Below are 24432 nucleotides of genomic sequence, written 5' to 3' on the forward strand. Positions count from 1 at the left end.
GGTACTGACCAGGAACGGACGGTGACCGCCGAGTTCAGCCGCTCGGGCGACATCGGGGCCGCCCGGCGGCGCGGGTGAGGATCTCGTGGCGGGCCCGGCCCAGGCGCGGGGAAACCGCGGCCGGGGTCACCAGGACCGCAGCGTGACGATCCGCTCCTCGAGCTGCTCGACGGTCGCCATCGCGGTCACCGGGCCGCCGCAGACCCGGCGCAGCTCGTTGTGGATCGCGCCGTGCGGCTTCTTGGTCCGGTGGTGGTACATGCCCACCAGCGCGTTCAGCTCCTTGCGCAACGCGCCGAGCCGCTCGCTCACCGACTGCGGACGGGCCGCGGGCGGCGGGGCCTCTTCCTTGCCCGGCTTGCGGCGCTTCTCGTCGGCGATCTGCGCTTCCTGCCGCTTGCGCAGCAGGGCGCGGACCTGGTCGGGTTCCAGGAGCCCGGGCAGGCCCAGGTACTCCTGCTCCTCGTCCGAGCCGGAGAACACCGCCGTGCCGAACGAGTTGCCGTCGTAGATGACCTGGTCGAGCTCGGCGGAGGCGCCCAGCGAGGTGAACGCCTTCTCCTCTTCGCCCGGCTCGTCCTCGGTGCGGTTGGCCTGGGCGAGGAGCTCGTCCTCCCAGCCTTCCTTCTCCCGGTGCGGCTTGCCCAGCACGTGGTCGCGCTGCGCCTCCAGCTCGCTGGCCAGCTCCAGCAGCACCGGGACGGACGGCAGGAAGACGCTCGCCGTCTCGCCCTTCTTCCGGGCGCGCACGTACCGGCCGATCGCCTGGGCGAAGAACAGCGGGGTCGACGCGCTCGTGGCGTACACGCCCACGGCCAGGCGCGGGACGTCGACGCCTTCGGAGACCATCCGGACCGCGATGATCCAGCGCTCGTTGGTCTCCGAGAACTCCTTGATCCGGCCCGACGCCTTGGGGTCGTCCGAGAGCACCAGCGTCGGCGCCTCGCCGGAGATGCGCTCGAGGATCTTCGCGTACGCCCGCGCCGTCTCCTGGTCGGTGGCGATGACCAGGCCGCCCGCGTCCGGCACGCCTTGGCGGACCTGCGACAGCCGCGTGTCGGCGGCCTGCAGCACCGCCGGGATCCACTCGCCGGACGGGTCGAGCGCCGTGCGCCACGCCCGCGCGTTCTGCTCCGCGGTCAGCGGCTCGCCGAGGCGGGCGGTGAACTCCTCCCCCGCGCTCGTGCGCCAGGAGGCCTCGCCCGAGTAGGCCAGGAAGACGACCGGCCGGACCACGCCGTCGGCGAGCGCGTCCGCGTAGCCGTACGAATGGTCGGCCTTGCTGCGCTGGAACCCGCCGGAGTCCGGCTCGTAGGAGACGAACGGGATGGCCGAGTCGTCGGACCGGAACGGCGTGCCGGTCAGCGAGAGGCGCCGGACGGCCGGGGTGAAGGCCTCGCGGATCGCGTCGCCCCAGGACTTCGCGTCGCCGCCGTGGTGGATCTCGTCGAGGATCACCAGGGTCTTGCGGTTCTCCGTGCGCACCCGGTGCAGCGTCGGGTGCGCCGCGACCTGCGCGTACGTCAGCGCGACGCCGTTGTAGTCCGACGACGTGACGCCGGTGGTGTTGCGGAAGTTCGAGTCGATGGCGATGCCGGCCGCCGCGGCCGAGGCCGCCCACTGGTGCTTGAGGTGCTCGGTCGGGGTCACGATGGTGACCGCCTCGATCGTGCGGTCGCTCAGCAGCTCCGCGGCGATCCGCAGGCCGAACACGGTCTTGCCGGCGCCGGGCGTCGCCACCGCGAGGAAGTCCTTCGGCTTCCGCGTCAGGTACTTCGTGAGCGCCCGCCGCTGCCACGCCCGCAGCGGGCGTGCGGTCGAGTCCTTCTCCGCGGGAGGCGCCCCGAGCTGCGTCTCCGTCATGCCGGTCCCCCCTCGCTCAAGTGCTGTGACGTGCGAAAACCCTCACTGTGGTACCGGCTGCTGCTGCGTTGGGCGGCCGGCGACTTGCGGTGAGGGCACTGGAGCGAGTCTACCGGCCGGGTCCGACAGTTCCGGGCACCGGCACGGGTGATGTCCCCCGACACGCCCGGCCGCAGGGGGTGTGACGAGCCAAATCAGCACCGATGGACCATGCTGGACACGTCATGGGTGAGGTGCAGCCGTCCGCAGCGACGAAGGTGGCCCGCAAGGGGCCGTGGCGCCTCCTCACGCGCACGCTCGGGAAGGCCTGGGAGGGCAACATCTTCTCCGAGGCCGCCGAAGCGGCCTTCTGGCAGACGCTGTCGCTCCCGCCGCTGCTGCTCGGCCTGCTCGGCAGCCTGGGCTTCGTCGGCGAGTGGTTCGGCCAGGACGTCGTCGCGCAGGTCCACGACCGGATCATCGGCTTCTGCAAGACGATCTTCAGCGCCAACGCCGTCCACGACATCATCGAACCGACCGTGAACAGCATCCTCACCGTCGGCAAGGGCGAGATCGTCTCGGTGGGCTTCCTGATCTCGCTGTGGGCGGGGTCGTCGGCGATGTCGTCGTTCGTGGACGCGATCACCGTCGCGCACGACCAGTACGGCGTCCGCAACGACGTCTGGCAGCGGATCTTCGCGCTCCTGCTCTACCTGTGCGGCCTGGTCATCCTCGTGGTCGGGCTGCCGCTGCTGGCGATCGGCCCCGACCTGCTGCCGGAGTTCTTCCCGGCGGACTGGCGCCCGACCGTGACGTCGTGGGTGAGCGCGCTGTACTTCCCGACCCTCGGCGCGATGATCACCCTCGCGCTGACCACGCTGTACAAGCTCGCGCTGCCGCGGAAGCTGCCGTGGCACCGCGGGCTGCCCGGCGCGGTGCTCGCCATGGTCGTGTTCCTGCTCTCGTCGGTCGGCCTGCGCGTCTACCTGAACTGGATCACCAAGACCGGCTACACCTACGGCGCGCTGGCCGCGCCGATCGCGTTCCTGCTGCTGATGTTCTTCATCGGGCTGGCCGTGGTCGGCGGGGCCTACTTCAACAGCGCGATCCAGGAGCTGTGGCCGGCGAAGGCGACCCGGCGGCAGCGGCGCAAGTGGCGGCGGCTGGAGATGGAACGCGCGTCCGAGCGGCTGCGCTCGGAAGACGGCCGCAAGCTGTGGGAGCGCACGACCACGCCGATGAAGCGCCCGCGCGCCGAAGACGTCTCCGGCAACGGCGACGCTCCGTCCGAAGAGGACACCTCGTCACCGAGCGCGCCGGAACCGGCACCCAGCGCTCCTCAGGGTCGGGTGTCCTCCCAAGGGACGACCCGGAATCCACCCTCAGACTGAGTCGCTCCTCAGGTCGGGCGTGGGACGCTTTCCGGGTCACTGACGCCGGCGTCGGTCGCCGCGTCGTTCCCGAGGGGGTTCCCAGAGTCATGTCCGTGCTGGCCAGATTGAGCCTGCGCAACCGAAGCCTGATCGGCCTGCTCGCGCTCGTCGTCGTCGGGTTCGGGGCGTTCGCGCTGCCGCAGATCAAGCAGCAGCTGTTCCCGTCCCTGCAGTTCCCGCAGGCCCAGATCGTCACCGCGTACGCGGGCGCTTCGCCGGACGCGGTCGACCGGCAGGTCACCGAGCCGCTGGAAGGCGCGCTGCAGGGGCTGAAGGGGCTCGAGGAGGTCAACTCCACGTCCTCCGACGGCGTCTCGCGCGTGGTCGCCCAGTTCGAGTTCGGCACGGACATCGACGGCGCCGTCCAGCAGATCCAGCAGGTGGTGAACCAGGTCCGGACGCGGCTGCCGCAGAACTCCGAACCCGCCGTGTCCGCCGGCAGCACCGACGACCTGCCGGTGGTGCTGGTCGCCGCGGGCACCGCCGGTGACCCGCAGGCGCTCGCGCCCGCGCTGACCGACCAGGTCGCCCCGGAGCTGCGGAAGATCGAGGGCGTCCGCACGGTGACCGTCACGGGCGTGCAGCAGCCGCGCGTCACGATCACCCTCGACTACGCGAAGCTGGCCGCCGCGGGCGTCGACCCGGCGTCGATCGCCACCTCGTTGCAGACGGCGGGGGCCGCGATCCCGGCGGGCACGCTGACCGAAGGCGGCAAGACGCTGAGCGTCCAGGTCGGTGGCGGGCAGACCACTGTGGACTCGCTCCGCAACCTCTACCTCACGCCGAGTGCGGCCGCTTCGCCGTCGCGGCCGGGCACCCCGGCGCGCGGGCCGGTGAAGCTGGGTGACGTCGCCGACGTCCAGGCCGGCTTCGCGCCGCCGACGTCGATCACGCGCACCAACGGCAAGCCGAGCCTCGGCCTCTCGATCACCATGGTGGACAACGGGAACGCCGTCGCGATCTCCGACGCCGTGCGCGACAAGCTGCCGGAGCTGGCGAAGAAGACCGGCGCCGAGATGAACGTCGTGTTCGACCAGGGCACTCCGGTGAAGGACGCGATCAGCGGCCTGACCACCGAAGGCCTGCTGGGTCTCGCGTTCGCCGTCGTCGTCATCCTGCTGTTCCTGCTGTCGGTGCGCTCGACGCTGGTGACCGCGGTGTCGATCCCGCTGTCCGTAGTGGTCGCGCTGCTGGCGCTGTGGACCGGCGACCTGTCGCTCAACCTGCTCACCCTCGGCGCGCTGACCATCGCGATCGGCCGGGTGGTCGACGACTCGATCGTCGTGCTGGAGAACATCAAGCGACATCTGGCTTACGGCGAGGAAAAGCAGCGCGCGGTGCTCGACGGCGTCCGCGAGGTGGCCGGCGCGGTGACGTCGTCCACGCTGACGACCGTCGCGGTGTTCCTGCCGATCGCGTTCGTCGGCGGCTTCGTCGGCGAGCTGTTCTCGCCGTTCGCGATCACGGTGACGGTGGCGCTGCTGGCGTCGCTGCTCGTGTCGCTGACCGTGGTTCCGGTGCTGGCGTACTGGTTCCTGAAGCAGCCCGCGATCCCGGCGGACGCCATCGAGGCCGAGCGGGCGCGCGAAGCCGCCGTCGAGAAGGAGCGCCGCGGCCTGCTGCAGCGCGCCTACCTGCCGGTGATCCGGTTCGCCACCAAGCGGCGGCTGACCGTCGTGCTGCTGGCGCTGCTGATCTTCGCCGGCACGGTCGGGCTCGCGACGCGCCTGAACACGAACTTCCTCGACCAGTCCGGCGGCACCACGCTGAACATGACACAGAAGCTGCCCGCGGGCACCAGCGTCGAGGCCAAGGAGAAGGCCGCCACCTCGGTCGAGCAGGCGCTGGCGGCGGAGTCCGCGGTGCGGACCTACCAGGTCAGCGTCGGCGGGGGCGGGGCGTTCGGCTTCGGCGGCGGGACGAACACGAGCATCTCGGTCACGGTCGCGAAGGACACCGACCTCGACGCGCTGTCGGACCGGCTGCGCGCGAAGCTGGCGTCCCGGCCGGAGCTGGGCGAGATCAAGATCGGCGCGGACGCGTCCGGCTTCAACTCCGACCAGGTGTCGGTGACGGTGACCGCGCCGTCGGAGGCCGCGCTCAAGCCGGCGTCCGACCAGGTCGTGCAGGCGCTGGGCGGGGTGTCCGGGCTGACCGAGGTGACCAGCGACCTGGCCGTCGGTTCGCCGCGGGTGCAGGTCGAGGTGGACGACGCCGCGGCCGCCGCGCGCGGGCTGTCGGCGAGCACCATCGGCCAGGTCGCCAACCAGGCGATCGCCGGCCGCACGGTGACGCAGCTGCCGGTCGGCGGGCAGCGCACGGACGTCGTGCTGCGCGCCGGCACCGCGCCGGTCACGGTCGACCAGGTGAAGGGCCTGCCGATCCCGGGTCCCACCGGCGTCGTCCGGCTCGACGAGGTCGCGAAGGTGTCCACTGTGGACGGCCCGGCGTCGGTGCACCGCACCGGCGGCGACCTTTCGACCACGGTGACGGCGAAGAACACCGGTGACAACCTGAGCAAGACCACGGCGGACATCAAGTCCAAGCTGGACGGGCTGACGTTCACCGGCGGCGCGTCGTACTCGCTCGGCGGGGTCAGCCAGGACCAGCAGGAGGCGTTCTCGAACCTGTTCCTGGCGCTGCTGGCGGCGATCGCGATCGTGTTCCTGATCATGGTGGCGACGTTCCGCAGCCTGATCCAGCCGCTGATCCTGCTGGTGTCGATCCCGTTCGCGGCGACCGGCGCGATCGGCCTGCTGCTGGCGACCGGCACCGCGCTCGGCCTCCCGGCGCTGATCGGCATGCTGATGCTGGTGGGCATCGTGGTGACCAACGCGATCGTCCTGATCGACCTGATCAACCAGTACCGAGCGGAGGGGATGAGCGTCGCGGACGCGGTCACCGAGGGCGGCCGGCGGCGGTTGCGGCCGATCCTGATGACGGCGGCGGCGACGATCTTCGCGCTGGTCCCGATGGCGCTGGGCATCACCGGCCAGGGCGGCTTCATCGGCCAGCCACTGGCGATCGTGGTGATCGGCGGCCTGGTCAGCTCGACGCTGCTGACCCTCGTGCTGGTCCCGACGCTGTACACGATGGTCGAGACCCGCAAGGAACGCCGCCACGCCCGCCGCGAGGCTCGCCGTCACCCGGCGAAGGCCCCGGAGTCGGAGTCCCTGGACCCGGCCCCGACCGCCTGACGGTCCGACCGCACGACGAAGGCCCGCACTTTCACGTGAAAGTGCGGGCCTTCGTCGTAGGCGTCACTGCTTGAAGCGGTACGTCATCGAGTCGAACAGGATGCAGATGCTCGGCGACATCACGATCACCCGCAGCGTGTTGTCCCGCTCGTCGAAGTCGATCCCCTCGACCTCGAAGTTGCCGCCGCAACCGCTCCGCAGCGGCAGCTGACCCAGCGACGTCACGTGCCCGACGACGTCCGAACCGGACAGTGCGCCGGCCAGGTCGACCTGCAGCAGCGGCTTCGTCGTCCCGAAGAGGCTGCCGTCCGGGTCGTCGGATGCGCAGAGCAGGCGGGTGGCCGTCTGGAAGTCGCAGCCCTGGACGTCGCGGACCGGGTGGTCGAGGCGGATCGCCGAGGCGTACGGGAGGTTCTGCGCCGGGTTCGTGAACACCGTGCCCGGCATCGGGTGGACCAGGAGGCGGTCCATCGTCCCCCACTCCCCCGCCACCAGCCAGCGCGCGTCCGGGGACACCGCGGCGAACGAGTTGTTGTTCGCCTCCCAGGACTCGAGGTTGTGCTTGTAGTTCGCCCACGAGCCGTCCGGGGCCTGGACGCGGAAGAGCTTCGCGCCGCGGTCGTCACGCTGGTAGGGCTCCACGTACCAGCCCTGGGCCGAGCCCGGGTCGCCGACGTGGCTCCAGCCCTGCGAGTTCAGGTCCGCCGGGATGGTGCCGATCCCGGTGTAGCGGATGATGGTGCCCGACGGCCGCACGATCGTCGCGAGGCCCTGGCTCTCGTCGAGGGCTCTGGCCTGGTCACGGCCGACCTCCGACCAGCCGGTGACGGCCTGGGCCAGCGCGGGCGAAACCACGGCCAGCAGGGCGGCGAGGGTGAGCACGATCCCGGTTCTGCGCATGTGCGACTCCGGTGGGTGAGGGGACCTGGCACGGGAGGATCTACCAGGACACCGGCACCCGGCACACCCGCCGAATGAAGGTTTTTCACGTTTGTTCGCCGATTCGTGCGCTTCCGGACAGCGATCCGGACAGCGAAAATCCCCGGCGGGTCGGCCCCGCCGGGGGATTCAGGCCGGGGTCACTCCCCCGGGCGCAGCCCGTCGAAGATCTCCTTGCACGCCGGGCAGACCGGCGAGCCGGGCTTCGGCGACTTCGTGACCGGGAAGACCTCGCCGCACAGCGCCACCACGTGATTGCCCATGACCGCGCTCTCGGCGATCTTGTTCTTCTTCACGTAGTGGAACATCTTGGGCGTGTCGTCGTCGGTGGTGTCCGTGCCCTCGGGCGTGGTTTCCGGCTTCGTCAGCGTCTCGGTGCTCACCCGGCCATTGTGCCCGAGTCCCCGCGCGGGAGGTCCCCGGCCTGGCAGGATCCACGGCATGTTCCAGAAGGTGCTCGCGACGTTCGGCTCCGGCGGGGCGCGGATCGACGCCCGGCTGCTCGAGGCGGCCGCTGCCCCCGGCCGTCCGCTGCACGGCGAGGTCCTGCTGCTCGGCGGCGAAGTCGACCAGGAGATCAAGGGCCTCTCGGTGACGCTGCTGGCGCGCGTCCAGGTGCCCGGCGAGGACAAGACCGAAGACCTCCCGTTCGGCACGCAGCAGCTGGCCGGGCGCGAAACCATCCGCGCCGGCCAGCAGGTCCGGGTGCCGTTCGAGGTGCCGTTGCCCTGGGAGACCCCGGTGACCAGCGTCTACGCCAAGCCGTTGACCGGGATGGCGGTCGGCGTCCGGGCCGAGCTCGACCTGGCCGCCGCGGTGAGCGACCCCTTCGACGCCGACGCCGTCGCGATCGAGCCGCTCCCGGCCCAGAAGCGGGTGCTCGACGCGCTCAGCCGGACCGGCTTCACCTTCCGCGAAGCGATCCTCGAACAGGGCCGTGTCGACGGCACCCAGCAGCAGCTGCCGTTCTTCCAGGAGATCCGCTTCGCGCCCTCGCCGCGCTTCGCGAGCATCTTCTCGCAGGTCGCGGTCACCTTCCTGACCTCGGCCGAGCGCACCGACGTCGTCCTCGAAGTCACCAAGCGGGTCCGCGTGAGCAAGAGCGGCGGCTTCGGCGGGCGCGGGCAGGACTTCCTCGGGAAGTTCACCATGAAGCCGGACGTGAACTGGGAGAAGCAGCTCGAGGACTGGTTCGACCAGCTGGCCCGTCCCCGCGGGATCTTCGACTGATGGAGTGGCCCGACGCCGTCGAGGCGCTGGGCGGCGAGGCCGGGTCCTGGCCGCGGCTCGAAGCGCGCTACGCCGAGCCCCACCGCCACTACCACACGCTCGAGCACGCGGCGGCCGTCGTCCGCGACTCCGCCTGGCTCGCCGGCGACCTCGGCGAGACCGAACGCGCGGTGCTCGCCGTCGCCGCCTGGGCGCACGACGTCGTGTACGACGCGAAGCCCGGCGAAGACGAACGGGCCAGCGCGGCCTGGGCCCGTGAAGCGCTCGAAGGAGCCGAAGAAGCGCACGTCGAGCGGGTCGAAGGCCTGATCCTCGCCACGATCACGCACGACGCGCCGCCGTCCGACCACCTCGCGACCGCCCTGCTCGACGCCGACCTCGGCATCCTCGGCGCGCCGCCCGACCGGTACGCCGTCTACGCGAAGAACGTGCGCGAGGAGTACGCGAAGTACCCGGACGACGTCTGGCGCGAAGGCCGCATCGCCGTCCTCGAAGGCATGCTGGGCCGCGAGCTGTACCGCAGCGGAACCGCGCGGGCACGCTGGGCGAGCGCCGCGGAAAAGAACCTCGCGGCCGAGCTGACCCACTGGCGTGGCGAGCGGACCGATCACCGATGATGGTTCCTCGTGACCACCCCACTCCACCTGCACGAAGAGATCGCCTCGGCGCTGCGTGACGGGCACCCCGTCGTCGCGCTGGAGAGCACCATCCTGTCCCACGGCCTCCCCGCCGGCCGCAACCTCGACGTCGCCCGCCGCCTCGAGCGCGTGGTCCGCGACGGCGGGGCCGTCCCGGCCACGATCGCGGTGCTCGACGGCCGGGTCGTCGTCGGCCTCTCCCCCGCCGAGCTGGAGCGGGTCTGCGCGCCGGACGCCGGGCTGGACAAGCTGTCGCTGCGCGACCTCGGCCCGGCCGTCGGGCTCGGCCGCTCGGGCGCGACGACCGTGGCGAGCACCTCGGCGCTGGCCGCCGCCGCCGGGATCGGGATGTTCGCCACCGGCGGGCTCGGCGGTGTGCACGTCGGCGCCGCGCAGTCGTGGGACGTCTCGGCGGACCTCGGCGTGCTGGCGAAGGTGCCGACCGTGGTCGTCTGCTCCGGCGTGAAGTCGGTGCTCGACATCCCGGCCACCCTCGAGGTGCTGGAGACGAACTCGGTGCCGGTGCTGGGGTACCGCACCGACGACTTCCCGGCGTTCTACCTGCGCTCGTCCGGGCACGCGGTCGGCTGGCGGGTCGACGACCCGAAGCAGGCCGCCGCCGTGGTCGCCGCGCACCGCGCGTACGCGGGTTCCGGCGTGCTGCTGGCGAACCCCATCCCCGAAGCGTCCGAAATGGACAAGGCACTGCACGACCGGCTGCTCGCCGAGGGCCTCGCGCTGGTCGCGGAACGCGGCGTGCACGGCGCCGACGTCACGCCGGTGCTGCTGGAGCACTTCCACACCGCCAGCGGCGGCGTGAGCATCGACGCGAACGAAGCGCTGGTGCTCAACAACGCGAAGCTGGCCACCGAGGTCGCGGTGGCGCTGGCATGAGTGAGCCTGCGAACGAATCATTCAACACAGCGCTCGCCGTTCAGGCCGCGCCGAGCGTCAGCGAGGTCGGCGCATGAGCGGCATCGTGGTGGTCGGCGACGCGGCCCTGGACGTGATCGCCCGGCACGACAAGCCGTTGCCGCACGGCGGTGACGCGCGCGCGAAGATCCGGTTCACCGGCGGCGGCTCGGGCGCGAACACCGCGCTGTGGCTGCGTTCCCTCGGCGCGGAGACGACGCTGGTCGCGCGGATCGGGAACGACCCGGGCGGCCGGCTGATCCGCGCGGAGCTGGAAGCGGCGGGCGTGCGGTGCGCGTTCGCCGTCGACGACGACGCGCCGACGTGCTGCGTCGTGGTGATGGTCGACGCCGCCGGGCAGCGCAGCATGCTGGCCGACCGCGGCGCGAACCAGCGCTTCGCCCCCGAGGACGTCACGCCCGAGGCCCTGGCCGGCGCGAGCCACCTGCACCTGTCCGGGTACGTGCTGCTCGACCCGCCGTCGCGGGCGGCCGGGCTGGCGGCGCTGGCCGCCGCTCGCGAAGCCGGGTTGACCACCTCGGTCGATCCCCAGGCGGCCGCGCACATCACCGACCCGGCAGCCTTCCTCGACGACGTCCGCGGCGTCGACCTGCTGATGCCGAACACCGAGGAGCTGGTCGCGCTGACCGGCTCGGCGGACCCGGCGGCGGCGAAGGAGCTGCTGGACGCGGTCGGCGCGGTGGTCGTGACGGCCGGGCTGGACGGCGCCAGCTGGGTCGACGGGGGCGGCGTCACGAGCGTGCCCGCGGTCGAGGCGGAGTGCCTCGACTCGACCGGCGCGGGTGACGCGTTCGACGCCGGCGTACTCACCGGCTGGCTGGCCGGTGAGTCCACTGTGGACGTGCTGCGGCGCGGGACGCGGCTGGGCGCGCTGGCCGTCGGCAAGGTGGGCCCGCAGCCCGCCTAGGCCGGAACTTTCCCAGGGAAAGTGCGGTCCCAACCCGCCGGACACGCATCTTTCCCTGGGAAAGTGCCGCTTCAGCCCGGCCGGAAACGCATCTTTCCCTACGAAAGTGACGCTCTCAGCCGTCGATGACGCGGTGGCTCGTGCCTTCGATCGCCTTCGGCTCGCGCTCGTACCGGTTGACGTCCTCGGCCTTGCGGGGCGGGCGGTCGTTGGCGATGAGCACCGCGATCCACGGCAGCGGCACCGAGATCGCGAGGAACCCCAGCGCCAGCCACCACACGTGGTAGGTGAGCCCGGCCGCGATCAGGCACGGGATCCGGCACGCCATCATGATCACGTACTTGCGCTTGCGCGACGCGAGCTGTTCTTCGTACGACCTGGCCGCCCCGGTGATCAGCACCGGGTCCGAGCCGCTGGCGGGCGTGGTCACTGCACCACCTCCACGATCCATCGTCCCACCTGCGGCGCTCACGCGACACCTGGGTAGGACAACCGGCTCAACGCGGCGGCGACGAGCGTCTCGATCCCGGTGCGCAGGGTCGGGTGCAGCACCGGGGCGAACCGCGGCGAGTGGTTGGACGGGACGTCGCGCTCGAAGCGGCCCTCGGTCATCGCGGTGATCACCGTCTCCGGGTCGAAGCCGCCGACCAGCCAGAACACCGAGGGCGCGCCGGCCGCGCGGCCGAACTCGCTGAAGTCCTCGCTGCCGGTGACCAGCGGGGCCGGCAGCACCACGTCGGCGCCGAAGCGGGCGCGGAAGACCTCGGTGAGGGCGTCGTTGGCGGCCTCGTCGTTCTCGGTGATCGGGTAGGCGCCGGACCGCTCGACGGTCGGCGGCTTCGGCGCCCCCGCCGTGGCCGCCTCGCCGTTGACGATCCGCTCGACCGCGGCCAGCACCCGCTCGCGGACGGCCTGGTCGAAGGACCGGACGTTGACCTCCAGGACGGCGTCGTCGGCGATCACGTTGCTCGCGGTGCCCACGTGCAGCGAGCCGACGGTGACCACGGCGGAGTCGGTGGCGGCGATCTCGCGCGAGACGATCGTCTGCAGCTTGAGCACCACCGACGCGGCCAGCACGGCCGGGTCGACGGTCGTTTCCGGGCGCGAGCCGTGCCCGCCGCGGCCGTGCAGGGTGATGCGCAGCGTGTCGGTCGCGGCCATGATCACGCCGGGGCGGGTGAGCACCCAGCCCGCCGGGCCGGGCACCAGGTGCTGGCCGAACACGACGTCGGGCTTGCCCGCGATGTCGAACAGCCCGTCGGCCACCATCGCCGACGCGCCGCCCGCGCTCTCCTCGCCGGGCTGGAACACCACCAGCAGCGTGCCCGACCACGTGTCCCGCCCCTTGGCCAGCAGCGCGGCGGCCCCGGAAAGCCAGGTCGCGTGCATGTCGTGGCCGCACGCGTGCATGACCGGGACGTCCTTGCCGTGCTCGTCGGTGCCGCGGGCGGTGCTGGCGTAGGACAGCCCGGTCTTCTCCTCGACCGGCAGCGCGTCGATGTCGGCCCGCAGCTGCACGGTGGGCCCCTCGCCGTTGCGCAGCACGCCCAAAACCCCGGTCCCGGCGATGCCGGTGTGCACCTCGTAGCCGTCGCGCTCCAGCCGCCGGGCGAGCTCGGCCGCCGTCCGGGTCTCGGCGAAGGAGAGCTCGGGGTGGCGGTGCAGGTCGATGTACAGCGCTTCGAGCTCGGGAAGCGCCGCGTCGAGCGGGGCGAGGACGTGTTCAAGGGTCACGGAAGCCATCGTGGCAGCATTACCCACCGTGAGCACGCGAAGCGTACTGCCCGACCTGAACGACGACGTCTGCGCGCGGCTGCGCGAAGCCTTCCGCCGCACCGGCTACGACGCCGACGGCGTGGTGGCCGCCCTCGGCGGGGCCGCGCACGCCGCGCTGGGCCGCGGGGAGCCGGTGCCCGCCGAGCGCGCCAGCCGCGACGCCGGCGAACTCGGCACGCTGATCCGGCTGTTCCTGCTCGGCGGCACCGAGCCGGAGACCGCGGTCAAGGCCGCGTTCGCGCCGCTGGCCCCCGAAGACGCCGTCGCCGCGGGGCTGCTGACCGCGGTCGCCGACGGGTACCGCGCCGGGCTCGACGTCCGCCCGCACGGCGACGAAGAGGGCTCCTGGTGGGTGGTCTCCGACCTCGACGCCGACGTCCTCGGCAGCACCGTGCCCGAGGACCACGTGCTCGGCGTCGGCCACGCGTCGCTCTCGCTGATCCGCGCCACCAGCCGCAACCCCGTCGGCACCCTGCTCGACCTCGGCACCGGCAACGGCGTGCAGGCGCTGCACGCGGCGCGGCACGCCCGGCGCGTGACCGCGACGGACGTCTCCGAGCGGGCGCTGGCGCTCGCCGCGGCGACGTTCCGGCTGAACGAGCTGGACGTCGAGCTGCTGCGCGGCGAGTGGTTCGCGCCGGTCGCGCGGCGGAAGTTCGACCAGGTCGTCTGCAATCCGCCGTTCGTGGTCGGCCCGGCGCGGGTGGACTACACCTACCGCGACTCGGGGCTGGCCGGCGACGACGCGAGCGCGCTGGTCGTGCGGCAGCTGCCGGGCTTCCTGAACGACGGCGGCGTCGGCCACCTGCTGGCTTCGTGGCTGCACACCGGCAAGGAGGACTGGGCCGACCGGGTGAGCCGCTGGCTGCCCGCCGAGACCGACGCGTGGTTCGTGCAACGCGACGTCGCCGACCCGGCGCTCTACGTCGGCACCTGGCTGCGGGACGCGGGCCTCGACCCGCGCTCGCCGGAGGGCCGGGCGAAGGCGGCGGCGTGGCTCGACTGGTTCGCGGCGAACGACGTCCGCGGCATCGGGTTCGGCTTCGTCACGCTGCGGCGGGCGGCCGGGGTGGGCTCCCCCACGGTGGTCTGCGAGGACCTGCGGCAGGCCTACGACGACCCGCTGGGACCGGAGGCGGCGGGCTGGCTGGACCGGGTGGAATGGCTGCGCGAATCGGGTGATTCATTACTCGATGTCCGTTTTGTGGTGCCCGACACGGTTTTGCTGGAAAGCGTCGAGGAACCCGGCGACGAAGGCTGGGCGACGTCGATCCGGCGCCTCCACCGCACCGACGGACCGGGCTGGCAGCACGAAGTCGACGAACTGGCGACGCGGCTCCTGGCGGGGTGCCGCGGCACGCTGCCGCTGGAGGACCTGATCGAGCTCCTCGCGGCCGCGCAAGGGCTCGAAGCTTCGGAGCTCGCGGCGGCCGCGTTGCCCGTCGTCCGCGAGCTCGTCCGGCACGGGATGCTCGTCCCGGCGGGGAAGTGAGGGCCGTCGCGGCCCGCGTCACCCGGGCCGACGTCACCGTCGAGGGCGAGGTCGTCGGCGCGATCGACGAGCCGGGTTTGCTGGTGCTGCTGGGAATCCACGTCGACGACGACGCGGCGAAGGCCGTGACCATGGCGCGGAAATTGCACGAGCTGCGCGTACTCCGTGACGAGGAATCATGCGCCACCGCGAATGCGCCACTGCTCGTGGTGAGCCAGTTCACGCTCTACGGCGACACGAAGAAAGGGCGGCGGCCGTCGTGGACGCGGGCCGCCCGCCCGGAGGTCGCCGAACCGTTGGTGGACGCCGTCGTGGCCGAGCTGCGCGGCCGCGGCGCCACGGTGGCCACCGGGCGGTTCGGGGCGATGATGGCGGTCTCGAGCGTCAATGACGGGCCGTACACGGTTCTCGTAGAGGTCTAGACCACGTCGGGATGGTTCAGATCCTGACGTGATTCACATGGGATTCTCAGGTTTCCCGGTCACGGAACGTTCTCAGCAAAAGCTCAGCAATGGTCGAGCAACCGGAGCGCGCCGGCAGCCGTCTCCTTTTCAGCGAGCCGGGAACGTTTTGGATACCCGGAGCGTTGTGCCAGATGTCCAGCCAAGCCGGCCGGACCGGCGTACCGGGATCCACAGGCCCCGGTCCGCGGGGCCGAACCGGCGGGACCACCGCAGCAGCACGTTCAGCCCGTGACCGGGGAGGCAGAATGTCAGTCCAGACTCTCGAACGCGAGTCGCGCGGGATTCGCGAGCGTATCCCGGCTCAGGTGTCCGAGGAGCCGGTGAGCGTGGGGGCGCTCGCCGACGGCGACCTCGACGCCCCGAGCCCCGCCGCCGACCTCGTCCGCGTCTACCTGAACGGCATCGGCAAGACGGCCCTGCTCAGCGCGGCCGACGAAGTCGAGCTGGCCAAGCGCATCGAAGCCGGCGTCTTCGCCCAGCACATGCTGGACACCGGGGAGAACCTCACCCCGAAGCGCCGCAAGGAGCTTTCCGCCCTGGTGCGCGACGGTCACGTGGCGAAGAACCACCTCCTGGAGGCCAACCTCCGCCTGGTGGTCTCGCTCGCCAAGCGCTACACCGGCCGGGGGATGCCGCTGCTCGACCTGATCCAGGAGGGGAACCTGGGTCTGATCCGCGCGGTGGAGAAGTTCGACTACTCCAAGGGGTTCAAGTTCTCGACCTACGCCACCTGGTGGATCCGCCAGGCCATCACCAGGGGGATGGCCGACCAGGGACGCACGATCCGGCTCCCGGTCCACCTGGTGGAACAGGTGAACAAGCTGGCCCGCATCAAGCGCGACCTGCACCAGCAGCTCGGGCGCGACGCGACCCACGAGGAGCTGGCGGCCGAGTCGGGCATCCCGGCGCACAAGATCTCGGACCTGCTCGACCACTCGCGTGACCCGGTAAGCCTGGACATGCCGGTCGGCACCGAGGAAGACGCTCCGCTGGGCGACTTCATCGAGGACTCCGAGGCGACCGACGCCGAGAGTGCCGTCATCTCCAGCCTCCTGCAGGACGACCTGCGCCGGGTGCTCTCGACGCTGGACGACCGCGAGCAGCAGGTCATCCGCCTCCGCTACGGCCTCGACGACGGCCAGCCCCGCACGCTCGACCAGATCGGCAAGCACTTCGGGCTCTCCCGCGAGCGCGTCCGCCAGATCGAGCGCGAGGTCATGTCGAAGCTCCGCCAGGGCGAGCGCGCGGACCGGCTCCGCGCCTACGCCAGCTGACCCGACCGTCTCCAGGGCGGGCGCACTCCGTGCGCCCGCCCTCTTTTTTTGGCGTGGGCCCAAGCCGACGACCAGGCATTCCGCGCGGCGCGAAAATTTTCCACGAAAACCGCGTTTTGCCTCCGACGAGCCTGGGTAGCAACCTTCCGCCGGCACCCGTTCGGCCGCGTTGACTTATGACTTCGGTCACGCCACATTCGTGGAGCGGCTTCGAGCACCGGCATCGGCCTCGCGACCGGGTGTGCACGCATCCGGGAGCTTCCCCCGGGAGGTCGGGTCCGTCGGGGTGGACCCGGCCTCCCGACCAGCTCCCGCAACGCACCGGCGGCACAACGCGAACGCACCGGGGCGGCACACGCGCACCCCCACCAGCCGGACCTCCCCGCAACCCCGATCCGAAGCCAGAACACGGCCGGCCGTAGTCACAATCGGGCTTCGGGGTTGTGGGGGACACCGAGCCCAGGGTTGCGGCAACCAAGCCCAGGGTTGCGGGAACCGAGCCCCCCAGCCGAACGCAAACCGCGTGGGGTGGCCCACAGTGACCGCATGCCTCTTCGGCGTGCCCTCCCCCGCCGCATAAGCTGACCGGATCCCGGAGCTGGCAAAGGAGCCTGGCAGTGCCGTCCACCACGTTTCAGCACACCGAAGTCCTCCCGCTGGGCAAGGACACCACCACCGAATACCGGCTGGTCACCGACCAGGGCGTCGAGACCGTCGAAGCCGCCGGGCGGACCTTCCTCAAGATCGATCCCGAAGCGCTCACCACCCTCGCGCGCACCGCCATCACCGACATCCAGCACCTGCTGCGCACGTCACACCTGAAGCAGCTGCGCGCCATCGTCGATGACCCCGAAGCCTCCGGGAACGACCGGTTCGTCGCCATGGACCTGCTGCGCAACGCCGCCATCTCGGCCGGTGGGGTGCTGCCCATGTGCCAGGACACCGGGACCGCCATCGTCGTCGGCAAGCGCGGTGAGGGCGTCCTGACCGGCGGGGACGACGAGCGCGCGCTCTCGCAGGGCATCTTCGACGCCTACCAGCAGCTCAACCTGCGCTACTCGCAGATGGCGCCGGTCACCTTCTGGGACGAGCGCAACACGGGCACCAACCTCCCCGCCCAGATCGAGCTCTACCACAAGGAGGGCGACGCCTCCTACGAGTTCCTCTTCATGGCCAAGGGCGGCGGCAGCGCCAACAAGACGTTCCTGTACCAGGAAACCAAGGCCGTCCTGAACCCGAAGCGGCTCGCCCGGTTCCTCGACGAGAAGCTGCGCAGCCTCGGCACCGCGGCCTGCCCGCCGTACCACCTCGCGATCGTCGTGGGCGGGATGTCGGCCGAGTTCAACCTCAAGGTCGCGAAGCTCGCCTCCGCGCGCTACCTCGACAACCTGCCGACCGAGGGCTCGGAGCTGGGGCACGCCTTCCGCGACCCGAGCCTGGAGCAGCAGGTCCTGGAGATGACCCGGCAGTTCGGCATCGGCGCGCAGTTCGGCGGCAAGTACTTCTGCCACGACGTCCGCGTCGTCCGGCTCCCCCGCCACGGCGCGTCCTGCCCCGTCGGCATCGCCGTCTCCTGCTCCGCCGACCGGCAGGCCAAGGCCAAGATCACCGCCGACGGCGTGTTCATCGAACAGCTCGAGCGCGACCCGGCGCAGTTCCTCCCCGAGGTCACCGAAGAGGACCTCTCCGACGACGTCGTGAGCGTCGACCTCAACCGGCCGATGGCCGAGATCCGCGCGCAGCTCTCGCAGCTGCCGGTCAAGACGCGGCTTTCGCTCACCGGGCCGCTGGTCGTCGCGCGCGACATCGCGCACGCCAAGATCGCCGAGCGCCTCGACGCCGGTGAGGGGATGCCGGACTACCTGAAGAACCACCCGGTCTACTACGCCGGCCCGGCGAAGACGCCCGAGGGCTACGCGTCCGGCTCGTTCGGGCCGACCACGGCCGGGCGGATGGACTCCTACGTCGAGCAGTTCCAGGCCGCCGGCGGCTCACTCGTCATGCTGGCCAAGGGAAACCGCTCGAAGCAGGTGACGGCCGCGTGCCAGGCGCACGGCGGCTTCTACCTCGGCTCGATCGGCGGCCCGGCGGCGCGGCTCGCGCAGGACTGCATCAAGAAGGTCGACGTCCTCGAGTACGCCGAGCTCGGCATGGAAGCCGTGTGGAAGATCGAGGTCGAGGACTTCCCGGCGTTCATCGTCATCGACGACAAGGGCAACGACTTCTTCGCCAGCACCGGCGACCCGGTGCTGCAGATCAGCTTCCGTTAGCACGCAGGGGAAGGGGACACCGGCCCGCCGCCGGTGCCCCCTTTCTTCCCTGCTCCCTCAGCCGACGCGCTCGATCCGCGCGCGCCGGATGAGGAACTTTCCGGGCTCCCGAACCTGTTCGAAGGCCGCGTTGTTGAGCAGCGTGCAGCTGCCCGACACCGACGTGACTTCCACCGTGGTGGACTTCGAGTTGTCCAGGTTCGTCACCTTCAGCCGGGTCCCCGCCGGGAACTGGTTGCTCGACGCGGCCGGTGAGCCGCCTTCGCCCGAGAGCGTCACGGTCGACCCCGCGCACACGACGTCGCCGGCGGCGCCGGTGTCCACTCCGGACTGGACCGGCTGCTGGTTCTGTTGCTGCGGCCGGCCTTGCTGCGCCGGGGCCTGCTGGGCCGGTGCTTGGGCAGCCGGGGCCTGCGCGCCTTGGCCGTTGCCCGCCACGACGTTCGCCGTGCACTCCGCGACCTGACGCCGCTGCTGGATCAGGTCGACCACCGCCTGCCGGTTGGCGATGCGCGCCGTCGACTGCGCGTCCGGGTTCGCCTGCTGGCCCGCGATGAAGTTCAGGTTGTTCTGCAGTGCGGTGTCGAGTCCTGCGCAGTTCTCCTTGGGAGCTTCGGCCGCGTTGCTCGCCGGGCTGCTCAGCGCGATCGCGGTCGCGGTGATGCCGGAAACGCCCAGCAACGCGGCCAGCCCGATGGTCGCCTGCTTGCGGTGCCGACCACTACTCAACCGGGGCATGCGCCCCTCCTCTCTGATCACCACCTCACTCCGGGACACGGCCCGATAACGAAGGCGGTTCACCGGATCCGCGAAATTTTCGACGGCTTCGACGGCGGAGTTCAGCCGACCGGTACGCCGTGGTCCGAACCATTGACGCGCGCGGCCGTGGCCAGCGCCCAGCGTCCGGTGGTGAGCAGGCCCAGCGCGAACACCAGCGCCCCGCAGACCGCGACGATCACCCAGGCCACCCGGTCCGCCGCGGGCGTCGCCGCCGCGACGACCGCGCCGATCACCGCCACGCCCAGGGAAGCCCCGACCTGGCGGCTCGTCGACGCCACCGCCGCCGCGAGACCCGCGCGCTCCCGCGGCATCCCCGACACCGCGGCGTTGGTGATCGGCGCGTTGAGCATGCCGAACCCGGCGCCGAAGCACACGTAACCCAGCACCAGCACCGGAATCGGCGTCGCCGGGCCGATCCCGGCGAGCACGAAGCCGGACACGGCGATCCCGGCGCCGGCGACCAGCAGCGGCAGCCGCGGCCCGCGGGCGGCGACCACCCGGCCCGACAGCGGCGCGCACACCGCCGTCACCGCGGCCATCGGCAACGTCAGCAAACCCGCGTGCAGCGCGGAAAACCCGCGGGTGTCCTGCAGGTACAGCGAGTTGAGGAAGAGGAACCCGGACAGCGCCGCGAAGCCGGTGACGGCGGTGAGCGTCGCGCCGGAGAACGGGACGCTGCGGAAGAACCTCAGTTCCAGCAACGGATCCGTGCGCCGCCGCTCATACGGGAGCAGGACGGCCAGCGCGATCGCGGCCACGGCGAAGCACCCGATGATCTCCGGCGACGTCCAGCCCGCGCCGCGGCCTTCGATGATCGCGTAGGTGAGCGTGGCCAGCAGCACGATGACCAGCAGCTGCCCGAACGGGTCGAGGCGGCGCGGGTGCGGCGAACGGGATTCGGGCACGAAGAACGCCGTCAGCACGATCGCGGCGACGCCGACCGGGACGTTGATCCAGAAGATCGAGCGCCAGCCCGCCCAGCCGACGAGCGCGCCGCCGACCACCGGCCCGACCGCCATGCTCAGCCCGACCACCCCGGCCCACACGCCGATCGCGCGGGCGCGCTCGCGGGGTTCGGTGAAGACGTTGGTGACGATGGACAGCGCGACCGGGTTCAGCATCGACCCGCCGATGGCCTGCAGCGCGCGGAAGGCGATCAGCGTCCCGACGTTGGGGGCGACGCCGCACAGCAGCGAGCCGAGGCTGAACAGCGCGAGCCCGGTCTGGAACGTGCGGCGCCGCCCGATCCGGTCGGCGGTCGAGCCGGACAGCATGAGCAGGCTCGCCAGCACGAGCGTGTACGCGTCGATCGTCCACTGCAGACTCGAGACGGACGCGCCCAGGTCTTCGCGGATCGCCGGCAGGGCGAGGTTCACGATCGTGTTGTCGAGCCCGACGATGAACAAGCTCAGACAGCAGACGGCCAGGACGACCCGGGGCCGGACGGGCTGGGGCACCGCACCCTCGCAAGTAGTTGCACGGACAATATTAAGCACTGTACAACTAATTGGGTGCGGGCCTCATCAGGCCGGGAACAGCTCCGTGAGCCGCGTGAGGGTCTTCTCGATGCCCTCGGCGTTCTTGCGCGGGAACGGGCTGAGCGTGATGGCCAGCGGGAACTTCGCCGTCGACCAGTCGAACGTCTCGGTGACCTCGGTGCGGCCGCCGTCGAGGGGTTCGAGGCGCCAGCGCCAGCGGTGGCCGTTGAAGTGCCGCCACGCGATCAGGCGGCCTTCTTCGAATTCGACCACGGTGTTGAGGATCTTGTAGGACGGGCCCAGCTTCATGTCCATGCCGAACGTGGCGCCGAGCGAGAGCCGGTCCGGACCTCCCGGCTGGGCGGCCCGGACCGTGCCGGATCCGTCGATGAGCGGGTGCTGGGCCGGATCGGCCAGGAGCCCGAAGATCTTCTCCGGGGTCGTGGCGACGATCGCGGTGCGTGAGACCTGGCGGCTTCCCATCACCCGAGCCTAGGCCAGGGTGATCACTTCGGCGGCGTGGTCTTCAGCACCACGGTGCGCTGGTCCAGCGGCGCGGCCAGCGCGACCGAGATCACCGGGTACCGGATGTCCATCGTGCACATCTGGCCGGTCTGGGCCTTGGTCTCGCTGAGGTTGACGACGACGTGGTCGCCCCCCTGCTCGGTCGCCTCGCCGAGGGCGTGCCCGCACCCGCCCTCCTGGGCGCGGATGTTGAGCACGGTGCCCCCGTTGGCCGTCCACACCTCGTGCGGGAAACCACTGGGCAAGGCGGTCGCATCGACCTTGGCCGGCGGCACCGGCGTACTGCCTTCGGGCACGGTGAGCCGCGGCTTGCCCGGCGGGTTCGCCGACGGCGTCCCGGGCAGCACCGACTCACTGGGCGACGTCGAAACGCTCCCTGTCGGCGCGGCGGAATCACCCCCGGCAGCGGGCTGGCTGGTGGGCATGTCCTGGCCGGCGCAGGCCGTCGCCATCAGCAGGAACGCGCCTGTCCCGACCACCTTCGCTAAGTACCTCATGCCCCGAAGACGGAATGGGTGAGGTGCGGGGTTGCACGGAAGATCGATCCGCTTGGATTCCGCGGCGAGCGCCCCAATGTGGCGTTCGGGCGGGGCCGGGCGCGGGCCGGGGCGGCGGGATCGGAGCGGCGGGCACTGCACGGCCGGGCCTCGGGCTGGGGCGAAGGTGGGATCGGCTTCGGCGGGACCAGGCGCGGCCAATCCTGGCAAGCCCGGCGCAGCCGGGTCGGGCCTCGGGCGGGGCGGGATCCGGGACCGCCCCGCCGGGTGAGCTCGCCCGGCGGGGCGGAGCGGGATCGGGTCGGACCTGGCGGGCCGGGCAAGCGTGGCCTGCCAGAAGGCGGGTCCGGGGCGAGCCGGCCGGGCGGGCTTGGGGCGGGGCGAGGCGGGATCGGGTCGGGCGTGGCCGGCCGGGTGAGCTCGACGCGACCAGCGAGCGGGTCGGGGGCGGGCCGAGCTGGAGGTCCGGAGGCGGCCGAGCTGGAGTGGGGCGGGCTTGGCGCGGGGCGGGGCGGGCCGAGCTGGGGTCGAGGCGGCCTTGGCGCGGGTGAGGTGGGGCGGCCTTGGCGCGGGGCGAGGCGAGCCGGGGCGGGGCGGCACTTTCACGTGAAAGTGCGCCGCCGAAGCTCCCGCGCGTGGTCCGGGAGGGCAGCCCCGGGCCTCCCGAGGGGCGCCCTCCCAGCGTTCGGGGCGAGGAGAGGCGGCACTTTCACGTGAAAGTGCGCCGCCGAAGCTTCCGGGCGTGGTCCGGGAGGGCAGCCCCGGGCCTCCCGAGGGGCGCCCTCCCAGCGTTCGGGGCGAGGAGAGGCGGCACTTTCACGTGAAAGTGCCGCCGAAGCTCCCGCGCGTGGTCCGGGAGGGCGGCCCCAGGCTTCCCGAGGGGCGCCCTCCCAGCGTCCGGGGCGGGGTCAGCCCTGGTGGAGCACCACCGTTCGGGTGCCGAGCGGCTCGGTCAGGGCCAGCGGGACCGTGATCTCGCGGATGTAGTCCGGGCACATCTGGCCCTTCTTCGCCGAGCTGACCGCGATCAGCACCACCACCTGCTGCGCGGTCTGCTCACCGACGCGCGCCGAGATGTGGCGGCAGCCGCCCTCCTCTGCCTGCAGGGTCAGTGTCTTGCCGTCGAGGCTGCGGGTCAGGCTGCGGGGGTAGCCCTCCGGCAGGGAACGGGCGTCGACCTGGGACTCCGCTATCACGTCGTCGCCCGGGGCGATGCCCTGTGTCGGGCGGCCGACCGTCTGGGACGGAGGCGGCGGAGCCGGCACAGAAGCAGACGAAGACGACGAAGGCGAAGACGACGTCGCGCCGGAGTCCGAACGGGCTCCGCACGCGGTCAGCGTCAGGAGCAGCAGGACCGTACCCAGCAGTGTGCGCATACCTGCCAGACGGACCGGACCCCGAAACGGTTGCATCCACCGGTCCGCCGGTCGCCGCCTTCACAGCCGGCCGGCCGCCACGAAGACGCAGAGCGCGAGGATCAGGGTGTTGACGCCGACGTTCCGCCATTCCGCCGGCCGGTGCCCCGCGATCGCCAGCCGACCGTGCATCGCCATGGCACCCACCATCACCACGGCCGGCCCGACGGCCGCCCAGCCGGTCAGCGCCGGCGCGATGCCCAGCAGCACCGGCAGGATCAGGCCCACCACCGCGAACAGCTCGCAGATCGCGGTCAACCGGATCACGGGCAGCGGGTAGGCGGCCGCGCCGGTCTGGCCGGTTTCCAGCATCCGCTCCCGTGACATGGTCGACTTGAGCGCGCCCGAGACGGCGAAGATCGCGGCCGGCAGTACCTGGCCGATCCACAGTGCGACGGTCATCGTGTCCTCCCAGTGGGTGTCACCGGAGGGACGAGGCGGCCGGGCGGAACGTGACAGTCAGTCCGTGCGGCCCAGTCGGGTCGAGAAGCTCAGCCGGTCACCGCGGTACAGCGAGCGCACGCGCTCGAACGGCACCCCGTCCGGCCCCCACGAAACGCGGTGCAGCAGCAGCATCGGCAGGGCCGGGTTGGTCCCGATCAGCAGCGCTTCCCGCGGGGTCGCCAGCACCGTCTCGACCCGCTCCTCGGCGCCGTCGAACACGACCCCGAGCCGCTCGCTCAGGCACGCGTACAGCGACTGCTCCGGGTCGAAGACGTCCAGCAGGTCCGGGAACCGCTCGACGAGGAGATATGTCGACTCCAGCCCGACGCGTTCCTCGTCGGCCAGCAGCACCCGCTCGAGGTGGAACACTTCGGCGTCCGACGTCACCTGCAGGTCGGCGGCGAGCGCGCTGCCGGCCAGGCGCCTCTCCAGCGTGATGACGTTGCGGCCCGGCCGGATGCCCTGGCGCCGCAGCCCTTCGGTGTAGCTGACCAGGGCCAGCGGCTGGACGAGCTTCGGGCCGGCGACGTACGTGCCGCTCCCCTGGCGGCGGCTGAGCTTGCCTTCGAGGACCAGTTCGCTCACCGCCTGGCGCACGGTCGCCCGGGACACCTCGAACCGTTCGCACAATTCCCGTTCGGTGGGCAGCACCGCGCCTTCGCCGAGTTCCGCGATCACCGCCAGCAGTTCGACCTTCACCGCGTAGTAGCGCGGGACGCGGCCGTGCGCGGGAATCCCGTCGAGCACGGGACCGTCGGCGGACAGGCGGGAATGGCGCGAAGGGGCGGGCACGGAATCGACCCTATTCGGTTCCCCGAGCACGGTGGTTCGCTGTGGCACGCAACACGGCCGTTACCCGGAGGATCACCCGGATGCGTTCGGCGCGATTTCCGCCGGT

Annotated in this window: 22 protein-coding genes; 10 read left to right on the forward strand and 12 right to left on the reverse strand. The window is 71.7% G+C overall.

Translation table 11 applies throughout. The annotated features are described in order from the left end of the window. Positions 1-126 precede the first annotated feature (126 nt). Complete coding sequence (locus tag MUY14_RS23495) at positions 127-1863, reverse strand: DEAD/DEAH box helicase (RefSeq protein WP_247011859.1); 1737 nt, start codon at positions 1861-1863, stop codon at positions 127-129. Between the two features lie 224 nt (positions 1864-2087). Between MUY14_RS23495 and MUY14_RS23500 the strand changes: the two genes are divergently transcribed. Both MUY14_RS23500 and MUY14_RS23505 read left to right on the forward strand, forming a co-directional pair. Next, complete coding sequence (locus MUY14_RS23500) at positions 2088-3233, forward strand: YihY/virulence factor BrkB family protein (protein WP_247011861.1); 1146 nt, start codon at positions 2088-2090, stop codon at positions 3231-3233. Positions 3234-3322: 89 nt separating this feature from the next. After that, positions 3323-6472 (forward strand): efflux RND transporter permease subunit, encoded by a 3150-nt coding sequence (locus MUY14_RS23505; RefSeq protein ID WP_247011863.1) that lies wholly within the window; start codon positions 3323-3325, stop codon positions 6470-6472. 63 nt (positions 6473-6535) lie between these two features. Here MUY14_RS23505 and MUY14_RS23510 read toward each other — a convergent pair whose 3' ends face one another. Both MUY14_RS23510 and MUY14_RS23515 read right to left on the reverse strand, forming a co-directional pair. Further along, positions 6536-7372, reverse strand: coding sequence for a hypothetical protein (locus tag MUY14_RS23510; RefSeq protein ID WP_247011865.1), 837 nt, complete (start codon positions 7370-7372; stop codon positions 6536-6538). Positions 7373-7551: 179 nt separating this feature from the next. Then, entirely contained in the window at positions 7552-7794 is a 243-nt protein-coding gene (locus MUY14_RS23515) for a DUF3039 domain-containing protein (protein WP_167379801.1), read from the reverse strand. A gap of 58 nt (positions 7795-7852) precedes the next feature. On the opposite strand from MUY14_RS23515, the gene MUY14_RS23520 reads away from it, so the two are divergent. The 4 genes from MUY14_RS23520 to MUY14_RS23535 all read left to right on the forward strand — a co-directional run bounded on the left by MUY14_RS23520 (position 7853) and on the right by MUY14_RS23535 (position 11119). Continuing rightward, on the forward strand, positions 7853-8641 hold the full coding sequence (locus MUY14_RS23520; protein WP_247011867.1) for a sporulation protein: 789 nt from the start codon (positions 7853-7855) through the stop codon (positions 8639-8641). Continuing rightward, positions 8641-9258 carry an HD domain-containing protein gene (locus MUY14_RS23525; protein WP_247011869.1) on the forward strand — a complete coding sequence of 206 codons (618 nt, stop codon included), beginning with the start codon at positions 8641-8643 and terminating at the stop codon, positions 9256-9258. The genes MUY14_RS23520 and MUY14_RS23525 overlap by 1 nt, the downstream gene beginning before the upstream one ends. Before the next feature lie 9 nt (positions 9259-9267). Continuing rightward, entirely contained in the window at positions 9268-10173 is a 906-nt protein-coding gene (locus MUY14_RS23530; protein ID WP_247011871.1) for a pseudouridine-5'-phosphate glycosidase, read from the forward strand. 73 nt (positions 10174-10246) lie between these two features. Then, entirely contained in the window at positions 10247-11119 is an 873-nt protein-coding gene (locus MUY14_RS23535) for a carbohydrate kinase family protein (protein ID WP_247011873.1), read from the forward strand. Positions 11120-11234: 115 nt separating this feature from the next. Here the strand turns inward: MUY14_RS23535 and MUY14_RS23540 are convergent, their stop codons facing one another. Further along, on the reverse strand, positions 11235-11549 hold the full coding sequence (locus MUY14_RS23540; RefSeq protein ID WP_396126587.1) for a DUF3099 domain-containing protein: 315 nt from the start codon (positions 11547-11549) through the stop codon (positions 11235-11237). 38 nt (positions 11550-11587) lie between these two features. Continuing rightward, positions 11588-12853, reverse strand: a complete 1266-nt coding sequence (locus tag MUY14_RS23545; protein WP_247011877.1) for an amidohydrolase — start codon at positions 12851-12853, stop codon at positions 11588-11590. A 28-nt stretch (positions 12854-12881) separates the two neighbouring features. Here MUY14_RS23545 and MUY14_RS23550 point away from each other — a divergent pair, with 28 nt between their 5' ends. The 4 genes from MUY14_RS23550 to MUY14_RS23565 all read left to right on the forward strand — a co-directional run bounded on the left by MUY14_RS23550 (position 12882) and on the right by MUY14_RS23565 (position 18395). Next, positions 12882-14387: a methyltransferase gene (locus tag MUY14_RS23550; protein WP_247011879.1), complete on the forward strand. Its 1506-nt coding sequence runs from the start codon at positions 12882-12884 to the stop codon at positions 14385-14387. Continuing rightward, positions 14384-14809, forward strand: coding sequence for a D-aminoacyl-tRNA deacylase (gene dtd / locus MUY14_RS23555; protein WP_247011881.1), 426 nt, complete (start codon positions 14384-14386; stop codon positions 14807-14809). Before MUY14_RS23550 ends, dtd begins: the two co-directional genes overlap by 4 nt. A 287-nt stretch (positions 14810-15096) precedes the next feature. After that, entirely contained in the window at positions 15097-16125 is a 1029-nt protein-coding gene (locus tag MUY14_RS23560) for a sigma-70 family RNA polymerase sigma factor (RefSeq protein ID WP_155542247.1), read from the forward strand. Positions 16126-16742: 617 nt separating this feature from the next. After that, on the forward strand, positions 16743-18395 hold the full coding sequence (locus tag MUY14_RS23565) for a fumarate hydratase (RefSeq protein WP_247011883.1): 1653 nt from the start codon (positions 16743-16745) through the stop codon (positions 18393-18395). 57 nt (positions 18396-18452) lie between these two features. Here MUY14_RS23565 and MUY14_RS23570 read toward each other — a convergent pair whose 3' ends face one another. From MUY14_RS23570 to MUY14_RS23600, 7 genes are all read right to left on the reverse strand, one after another. Continuing rightward, positions 18453-19133 carry a septal ring lytic transglycosylase RlpA family protein gene (locus MUY14_RS23570; RefSeq protein ID WP_247011885.1) on the reverse strand — a complete coding sequence of 227 codons (681 nt, stop codon included), beginning with the start codon at positions 19131-19133 and terminating at the stop codon, positions 18453-18455. A 101-nt stretch (positions 19134-19234) separates the two neighbouring features. Beyond that, a complete protein-coding gene (locus MUY14_RS23575; protein ID WP_247011887.1) occupies positions 19235-20632 on the reverse strand; it encodes an MFS transporter in 1398 nt (465 codons plus the stop codon). A gap of 66 nt (positions 20633-20698) precedes the next feature. Continuing rightward, the gene (locus tag MUY14_RS23580; protein ID WP_247011889.1) at positions 20699-21136 is read right to left on the reverse strand and encodes an SRPBCC family protein; all 438 of its coding nucleotides are present in this window, start codon (positions 21134-21136) and stop codon (positions 20699-20701) included. 23 nt (positions 21137-21159) lie between these two features. Further along, positions 21160-21657, reverse strand: a complete 498-nt coding sequence (locus MUY14_RS23585; protein WP_315863292.1) for a hypothetical protein — start codon at positions 21655-21657, stop codon at positions 21160-21162. Between the two features lie 926 nt (positions 21658-22583). Further along, positions 22584-23051, reverse strand: coding sequence for a hypothetical protein (locus MUY14_RS23590; protein ID WP_247011892.1), 468 nt, complete (start codon positions 23049-23051; stop codon positions 22584-22586). Positions 23052-23111: 60 nt separating this feature from the next. Then, the gene (locus MUY14_RS23595) at positions 23112-23492 is read right to left on the reverse strand and encodes a DoxX family protein (protein ID WP_247011894.1); all 381 of its coding nucleotides are present in this window, start codon (positions 23490-23492) and stop codon (positions 23112-23114) included. A gap of 57 nt (positions 23493-23549) precedes the next feature. Then, entirely contained in the window at positions 23550-24326 is a 777-nt protein-coding gene (locus MUY14_RS23600) for a GntR family transcriptional regulator (protein ID WP_247011896.1), read from the reverse strand. Positions 24327-24432: the final 106 nt, after the last annotated feature.

The organism is Amycolatopsis sp. FBCC-B4732 (assembly GCF_023008405.1).
GTDB classification, from domain to species: Bacteria; Actinomycetota; Actinomycetes; order Mycobacteriales; family Pseudonocardiaceae; genus Amycolatopsis; species Amycolatopsis pretoriensis_A.